Source organism: Streptomyces sp. NPDC004561 (genome assembly GCF_053602155.1).
The window spans coordinates 1-7,320 of record NZ_JBSGDB010000442.1; the positions used below are offsets into that span (position 1 = coordinate 1).

Below are 7,320 nucleotides of genomic sequence, written 5' to 3' on the forward strand. Positions count from 1 at the left end.
GGGCCGTGTTCCGGTACACCGGACACGGCCCGCCGCTGCACCACCGAATGGCGACCGAGCGGGGTCACACGGGATCAGTCGTCCTGGTCCTCCGCCACACCGTCCTGCACCTCGTTGTGGAGCACCGGACCCTCACCCGGAGCCAGGCTGCCCAGGATCCGCTGCAGGTCCTCCATGGAGGCGAACTCGACGGTGATCTTGCCCTTCTTCTGCCCGAGGTCGACCTTCACCCGGGTCTCGAAGCGGTCCGACAGCCGCGTCGCCAGCTCGTTCAGCGCCGGGGAGAGCCGGGACCCCGCGCGCGGTCCCTTGGCCCGCTGAGGCTTCTGGGGCCGCGAACCCATGAGGGTCACGATCTCCTCGACGGCCCGAACCGACAGACCCTCGGCCACGATGCGGTGGGCCAGCCGGTCCTGCTCCTCCGAGTCCGTCACGGACAGCAGCGCCCGGGCGTGCCCCGCGGAGAGCACTCCGGCGGCGACCCTCTTCTGGACCGTCGGCGAGAGCTTCAGCAGACGCAGGGTGTTGGAGACCTGGGGGCGGGAGCGCCCGATCCGGTCGGCCAGCTGGTCGTGCGTGCAGTTGAAGTCCTTCAGCAGCTGGTCGTAGGCGGCCGCCTCTTCCAGCGGGTTCAGCTGTGCGCGGTGCAGGTTCTCCAGCAGGGCGTCCAGGAGGAGCTTCTCGTCCTCCGTGGCCCGGACGATCGCCGGGATGGCCTCCAGGCCGGCCTCACGGCAGGCGCGCCAGCGGCGCTCGCCCATGATCAGCTCATAGCGGGCGGGCCCCAGCTGCCGTACGACGACGGGCTGCAGGAGACCGACCTCCTTGATGGAGGTCACCAGCTCCTGGAGGGCGTCCTCGTCAAAGATGTCACGCGGCTGGCGCGGGTTCGGCGTGATGGCGTCGAGGGGGATCTCGGCGAAGTGGGCACCCATCGGAGGGGCGGGCGCCTCCACGACCGGGCTCGCCGCCGACTCCTCGGTTCCCTGTGAAACAGGCTGCAACGTGGTCACCTTCGCCGCGGCCACCCCACGGTCGGTCGCCAGCGCCGGAACGGCTGCGGGAGAGGTGGGCGTTGACCCACCCATCGCGGCCGGAGCCGGGTTCTTCTCGACCGGTGCGGCAGGGATCAGCGCACCGAGACCACGGCCCAGCCCCCTTCGTCGCTCACTCACTGGATCCCCTCCACCATGCTCGGATCGTTCTGGGCGCCGATATGGGCCTGGCTCGCTTCATAGCTGATGCCTACGCCCTTCAGCGCGATTTCTCGGGCCGCCTCAAGATACGAGAGGGCACCGCTCGATCCAGGATCGTAAGTCAGCACCGTCTGCCCGTAGCTCGGCGCCTCGGAGATACGGACCGAGCGGGGGATGCTCGTCCGCAGCACCTCGTCGCCGAAGTGGGTGCGCACCTCTTCCGCGACCTGGGAGGCAAGACGCGTCCGGCCGTCGTACATGGTGAGCAGGATGGTCGACACATGCAGGTCGGGGTTGAGGTGCCCCCGTACCAGATCGACGTTGCGCAGCAGTTGGCCCAGGCCTTCCAGCGCGTAGTACTCGCACTGGATCGGGATGAGGACCTCCTGGCCCGCGACCAGCGCGTTGACCGTCAGCAGGCCGAGCGAGGGCGGGCAGTCGATGAGGACGTAGTCCAGCGGCTGCTCGTACGCCTGGATCGCTCGCTCCAGCCGGCTTTCCCGCGCCACCAGGGACACCAACTCGATCTCCGCACCGGCGAGATCGATGGTGGCGGGGGCGCAGAAGAGGCCTTCGACGTCCGGAACGGGCTGGACGACCTCGGCCAGGGGCTTGCTCTCCACCAACACGTCGTAGATGGAGGGAACTTCTGCGTGGTGGTCGATCCCGAGGGCCGTGGACGCGTTGCCCTGCGGGTCGAGGTCGATCACCAGGACACGGCTACCGTGCAGAGCCAGCGAAGCGGCAAGGTTGACGGTCGTCGTCGTCTTACCCACGCCACCCTTCTGGTTGGCGACAACGATGACTCGAGTCTGCTCCGGTCGCGGCAGGCCTTCGCCGGCGCGGCCGAGAGCTTCCACCGCCAGTTGGGCCGCACGACCGATGGGAGTGTCGTCCATCGGGGGCGGTGTTTCACGTGAAACATCCGCCCCCATCGACTCGGTACGGGGACCGGGGACCGGATCGGTCATCGGTCCCGCGATGTTGGCGTCGGACCGCACGGATTCACTCTCCTCGACTTCAGGCTCGCAATGAACAGAGCCTCCCATGCCTTCGGGGTCGTGAACCAGTGAGGCCGGTTCTTCTGTGGAGAAATCCACCTCTGTGGACAACTCCGCCGCCTCTCGGAGTGAACCAAGAGGCTTCCGGTCCCGGGGTTCGGCCGCAGCGCGGCCGCGACTGATGATGCCGTGCAGCAGTGAGCGACGTTTCACGTGAAACACGATGCACAGCGGCGGCGACCGGACCTGCGCGACACTCCGTCGTGCATGGGTTTGGCAGCTTGTGTGGAGTACGTCTCGTCGTCGGGGCGGATCAGAACCGCTCCGCCGTGGAACGGCTCAACGGCGACGGCGGACGCGCCCCGTTCGTGCCGCCTTCGCCCGTTTGGCGGCAAAGCGGACACCACCGGGGCTCTCCCCGACCTCGACCCGCACCACCGTGGACAGCGGGTCCACGACGCCTTCACCCACGTGGAGGATAGACGTCTCCACCGCACCGAGCTTGCTGAGCGCCGTGGCCGCGGCCTTCAGTTCCTCCTCGGCCGTGTCGCCCTTGAGCGCCAGCATCTCGCCGTACGGGCGCAGCAGCGGGATCCCCCAGGTGGCCAGGCGGTCCAGCGGGGCCACGGCACGGGCCGTCACCACATGGACCGGCGACAGCGTTCCCAGGACCTCCTCGGCCCGCCCACGCACCACGGTGACGTGGTCCAGGCCGAGCAGCTCGACGACCTCGGTGAGGAAGTTGGTGCGCCGCAGCAGGGGCTCCAGCAGGGTGATGTTCAGGTCGTCCCGGACCAGTGCGAGCGGGATGCCCGGCAGCCCGGCGCCGGAGCCGACGTCGCAGACCGTCACCCCTTCGGGGACGGCCTCGGAGAGCACCGCGCAGTTCAGCAGATGCCGCTCCCACAGGCGGGGCACTTCCCGCGGGCCGATCAGGCCACGCTGCACGCCCGCCTCGGCGAGCAGTTCCGCGTAGCGGACCGCATCGGCGAAGCGATCACCGAACACTTCGCGCGCCTGCTCGGGCGCGGGGGGAAGCTCCGCTGCCTCCGTCACGGGGACCGTCCTTCCGTACAGCACCGGTGCTTCGTGCACCGGCCACCAGAACTACCAGGCTGACAAAGTTCGGCCCCGTCTGCTCAACAGACGGGGCCGGTCAAACAAGGGGGCCGATCAGGCCGGCAACACGACGACGAACCGCTGCGGCTCCTCGCCCTCGGACTCGCTGCGCAGCCCCGCGGCCTTGACCGCGTCGTGCACGACCTTGCGCTCGAAGGGGGTCATCGGCTTGAGCTTCACGGGCTCGCCGGTGCTCTTCACCTCGGCGGCGGCCTTGGCGCCCAGCTCGGACAGCTCGGTCCGCTTCTTGGCCCGGTACCCCGCGATGTCCAGCATCAGCCGGCTGCGCTCACCGGTCTCCCGGTGCACGGCCAGACGCGTCAGCTCCTGCAGCGCCTCCAGCACCTCGCCTTCCCGGCCGACCAGCTTCTGCAGGTCGCGGCCGCCGGTGTCGCTGATGATCGACACAGAGGCGCGGTCGGCCTCGACGTCCATGTCGATGTCGCCGTCGAGGTCGGCGATATCCAGCAGACCCTCCAGGTAGTCCGCCGCGATCTCACCCTCCTGCTCCAGGCGGGTGAGGGTGTCTGCACCCTCGGCAGCGGCGGAGGTGGTGCCTTCCGTCACGGGATGGGCTCCTTCTTACTTCTTGGACGGGGACTTGGGCCGCTGCGGGCCACCCTTGCGCTGGCCGGACTGGGCCTTGCTGCGGGTGCCGGAACCGGGCTTCTGATCGGCCTGCTCGGCAGCGGCGGGCTTGCTGTCCTGCGGCTCGTCGGACTTCTCCAGAGAGGGGGAGTCGCCCGCCTGCTTGGCCCCGCCGGACTGACGCTGGGCCTTGGACTGGCGCTTGGGCTGCTGGCGCCTGGCGGCCGCACCGGTGGCGGTGGTGGTGGTCACGCCGTCCTCGGTCTGCTCCTCGGCCTGGGCCACGCTCTTCGCCACGGTGCCGTCCGCCTGGGCGGCGAGGCCGGCCTTGCTGAGAGCGTTGACGAACTTGCGCTCGAACTCGTTGCGGTCGCGGCCCTTGGCGACGATGGCCTTGACGATGGCCTTCTCGCTGCGCCGGCGGACCTTGCCGTGGCTCGTGACGTGCTTGGTCAGACGGTCCAGGTAGGAGGCCTGGGCCTTGGAACCCGGGGTCGGGTTGTTGTGGATGACGTACATCTGCTGGCCCATGGTCCACACGTTGGTGGTCAGCCAGTAGACGAGGACACCGACCGGGAAGTTGATGCCGAAGACGGCGAACATGACCGGGAAGACGTACATCAGCATCTTCTGCTGCTGCATGAACGGCGTCTTCACCGTGGTGTCGACGTTCTTCGTCATCAGCTGGCGCTGCGTGTAGAACTGCGACGCCGACATCAGCACGATCATGATCGCGGTGACGACCCGGACGTCGGTCAGCGAGGCGCCGAGAGCGGCGACCTTGTCCGCGCTGTCCGTGAACTTCGCGGCCAGCGGGGCACCGAAGATGTGTGCCTTACGGGCGCTGGCGAGCAGCGGCTCGTTGAGGACACCGATCGTCTTGCCCGTCGCGATGGCGTTGAGCACGTGGTAGAGGGCGAAGAAGAACGGGGACTGCGCCAGGATGGGAAGGCACGAGGAGAGCGGGTTGGTACCCGACTCCTTGTACAGCTTCATCATCTCTTCGGACTGGCGCTGCCGGTCGTTCTTGTAGCGCTCCTGGATCTTCTTCATCTCGGGCTGCAGCGTCTGCATGGCCCGGGTCGCCTTGATCTGCTTCACAAAAAGCGGGACCAGGCAGATACGGATCAGGATCACCAAGGACACGATCGACAGGCCCCAGGCCCACCCGGTGTCAGGGCCGAAGACGGCGCCGTACACCTTGTGGAACTGGACGATGACCCAGGAAACGGGTGTCGTGATGAAGCTGAACAGGCTGGCAATCGTGTCCACTAATCATGCTCCTTGGGCATGGGACGAGGTCTCTGCGGCCGGGCTCGGAGGAAGCTCGGGAGGGGACTCCCCAGGCTCCGCTTCGATGGCCGGTTCGGCGGCGGAGGGCCCGCCCCTGCGTGCGCTCCAGGCGTCGCGCAGCATTTCGTGCCACCGCGGGCGCTTGCGCGGCGGAACATGGTCCACACCGCCGAGCGACCACGGATTGCACCGGAGGATGCGCCAGGCGGTGAGTGCCGTTCCCTTGATCGCACCGTGCCGGTCGATGGCCGTGTAGCCGTAGTGGGAGCACGACGGGTAGTACTTGCACACCGGACCCAGCAGCGGACTGATCGTCCACTGGTAGAGCTTGATCAGAGCCAGCAGCGGGTACTTCATCGCGCGCCCCCTCCCAGCAGCCGCTGAAGGGCGGCGTCCAGGTCTCGGGCCAGCTGTGCGTGGTCTGCGTCGCCCGCTCCGGGCAGCGCTCGTACGACTACCAGGCTACCGGGGGGAAAAAGGACGACTCGGTCACGCATCAGATGGCGCAGTCTGCGCTTCACTTTGTTGCGCACGACCGCGCCACCCACGGCCTTGCTCACGACGAAACCCGCACGCGTCGGAGGAGCGCTCTCCCCAGGCGCGTGCGGGTCCGTGGCACCGCTACGAAGGTGGACGACGAGCGTCGGGCGGCCTGCCCGGCGGCCCCGTCGTACCGCGGTCGCGAAGTCCTCGCGCCGCCTCAGCCGATGCTCGGTAGGCAGCACGACGTCATGACCTGATCAGAATCAGGCGGACAGGCTGGCGCGACCCTTGGCACGACGGTTCGCGAGAATCGCGCGGCCGGCACGGGTGCGCATCCGCAGGCGGAAGCCGTGGGTCTTCGCGCGACGACGGTTGTTCGGCTGGAAGGTGCGCTTGCTCACTCGGGGGCTCCAGAAATAAATCGGTAGTGGCGGGGTGCCGTCCTGGCTGTCACCGTGCGCCCACGAGTAGCTCGCGTCACGCCCGAGTGCACCGCTTCCCGATCACCTGAAGTGATCTGTGCCCATCGGAGGCAGGCGGCAGCAGCCATCGACAACTCGACCTGGTTACGGTACGCGGGGCTACGCCATCCGGTCAAACCGAGGGTCACGGAGAGACACTATCCACAGGCTGGGGACAACAACTTGAACCGTACCGGCCGCGCTGACTACCGTGGCTGAACTCCCATTCGTTCTGTTGTCCCCCGCCCCGGCGGATTTGCCCCGCCGACCACCCGAAGTACCCCCCGACCCCTCCCGCGATCACACGTTCGTGGGACCTGTGAGAGAGCGTGCCCTGTGGCTGACGTACCTGCCGATCTTGCCGCAGTGTGGCCACGAGTACTGGAGCAGCTCCTCGGAGAGGGCCGCGGACAGGGTGTCGAGTCGAAGGACGAGCACTGGATCCGGCGCTGCCAGCCGCTCGCGCTGGTCGCGGACACCGCTCTGCTCGCCGTACCGAACGAATTCGCGAAGGGCGTACTGGAGGGCCGTCTCGCGCCGATCGTCAGCGAGACGCTGAGCCGCGAGTGCGGCCGCCCCATCCGCATCGCGATCACCGTGGACGACTCCGCGGGCGAGCCGCCGGCGCCCGCCGCGCAGCAGGCGCCCAAGCCGCGCTACGAGGAGCCGGAGCTGCCCTCCGGGCCGTCGTACGAGGGCTACGGGCGGCACCGCGCCGACCAGCTCCCGGGCACCGAGCCGCCGTCGCGCGCCGATCAGCTGCCCACGGCCCGGCCCGCCTATCCGTCCGAGTACCAGCGCCCGGAACCCGGCGCCTGGCCGCGCTCCGGGCAGGACGAGTACGGCTGGCAGCAGCCGCGGCTCGGCTTCCCCGAGCGCGACCCCTACGCGTCGCCGTCGTCCCAGGACGCCTACGGCTCCGGACCGGACGCCTACGGCACGCCGGCGCGGGACTACCGCCCGCAGGGCATGGACCGCCCCTCCTACGAGCGGCAGCGCGGCGAGTACGACAGCCCGCGCGAGGGCTACGAGCCGCACCGCCGGGGCTACGAGCCGCAGCGCTCGGAGTACGAGCCGGAGCGGACCGAGTACGACCAGCGCGACCCCGTCCGCCGCGAGCGGCCCGAGCAGCCGACGGGCGGCCCGGCGCACCGCCAGGGCCCCGGCCGGCCGGACGTC

Annotated in this window: 8 protein-coding genes and 1 pseudogene; 1 reads left to right on the forward strand and 8 read right to left on the reverse strand. The window is 69.0% G+C overall.

Annotated features, from left to right (window positions below):
- Positions 1-74 precede the first annotated feature (74 nt).
- From ACWEN3_RS37085 to rpmH, 8 genes are all read right to left on the reverse strand, one after another.
- Positions 75-1,175, reverse strand: coding sequence for a ParB/RepB/Spo0J family partition protein (locus ACWEN3_RS37085; protein ID WP_452980305.1), 1,101 nt, complete (start codon positions 1,173-1,175; stop codon positions 75-77).
- Positions 1,172-2,245, reverse strand: a complete 1,074-nt coding sequence (locus tag ACWEN3_RS37090) for a ParA family protein (RefSeq protein WP_452980323.1) — start codon at positions 2,243-2,245, stop codon at positions 1,172-1,174. Before ACWEN3_RS37090 ends, ACWEN3_RS37085 begins: the two co-directional genes overlap by 4 nt.
- A gap of 291 nt (positions 2,246-2,536) precedes the next feature.
- Entirely contained in the window at positions 2,537-3,253 is a 717-nt protein-coding gene (gene rsmG, locus ACWEN3_RS37095; protein WP_452980308.1) for a 16S rRNA (guanine(527)-N(7))-methyltransferase RsmG, read from the reverse strand.
- Between the two features lie 117 nt (positions 3,254-3,370).
- Positions 3,371-3,883, reverse strand: a complete 513-nt coding sequence (locus tag ACWEN3_RS37100; RefSeq protein WP_452980311.1) for a Jag family protein — start codon at positions 3,881-3,883, stop codon at positions 3,371-3,373.
- 15 nt (positions 3,884-3,898) lie between these two features.
- On the reverse strand, positions 3,899-5,176 hold the full coding sequence (gene yidC, locus ACWEN3_RS37105) for a membrane protein insertase YidC (RefSeq protein ID WP_452980314.1): 1,278 nt from the start codon (positions 5,174-5,176) through the stop codon (positions 3,899-3,901).
- A 3-nt stretch (positions 5,177-5,179) separates the two neighbouring features.
- The gene (gene yidD / locus ACWEN3_RS37110) at positions 5,180-5,554 is read right to left on the reverse strand and encodes a membrane protein insertion efficiency factor YidD (protein ID WP_452980317.1); all 375 of its coding nucleotides are present in this window, start codon (positions 5,552-5,554) and stop codon (positions 5,180-5,182) included.
- Positions 5,551-5,922 carry a ribonuclease P protein component gene (gene rnpA, locus ACWEN3_RS37115; RefSeq protein WP_452980320.1) on the reverse strand — a complete coding sequence of 124 codons (372 nt, stop codon included), beginning with the start codon at positions 5,920-5,922 and terminating at the stop codon, positions 5,551-5,553. Before rnpA ends, yidD begins: the two co-directional genes overlap by 4 nt.
- Positions 5,923-5,943: 21 nt before the next feature.
- Positions 5,944-6,081 (reverse strand): 50S ribosomal protein L34, encoded by a 138-nt coding sequence (rpmH, locus tag ACWEN3_RS37120; protein ID WP_015659252.1) that lies wholly within the window; start codon positions 6,079-6,081, stop codon positions 5,944-5,946.
- A 396-nt stretch (positions 6,082-6,477) separates the two neighbouring features.
- Here rpmH and ACWEN3_RS37125 point away from each other — a divergent pair.
- Positions 6,478-7,320, forward strand: a pseudogene (locus ACWEN3_RS37125) (chromosomal replication initiator protein DnaA); the annotation flags it as partial.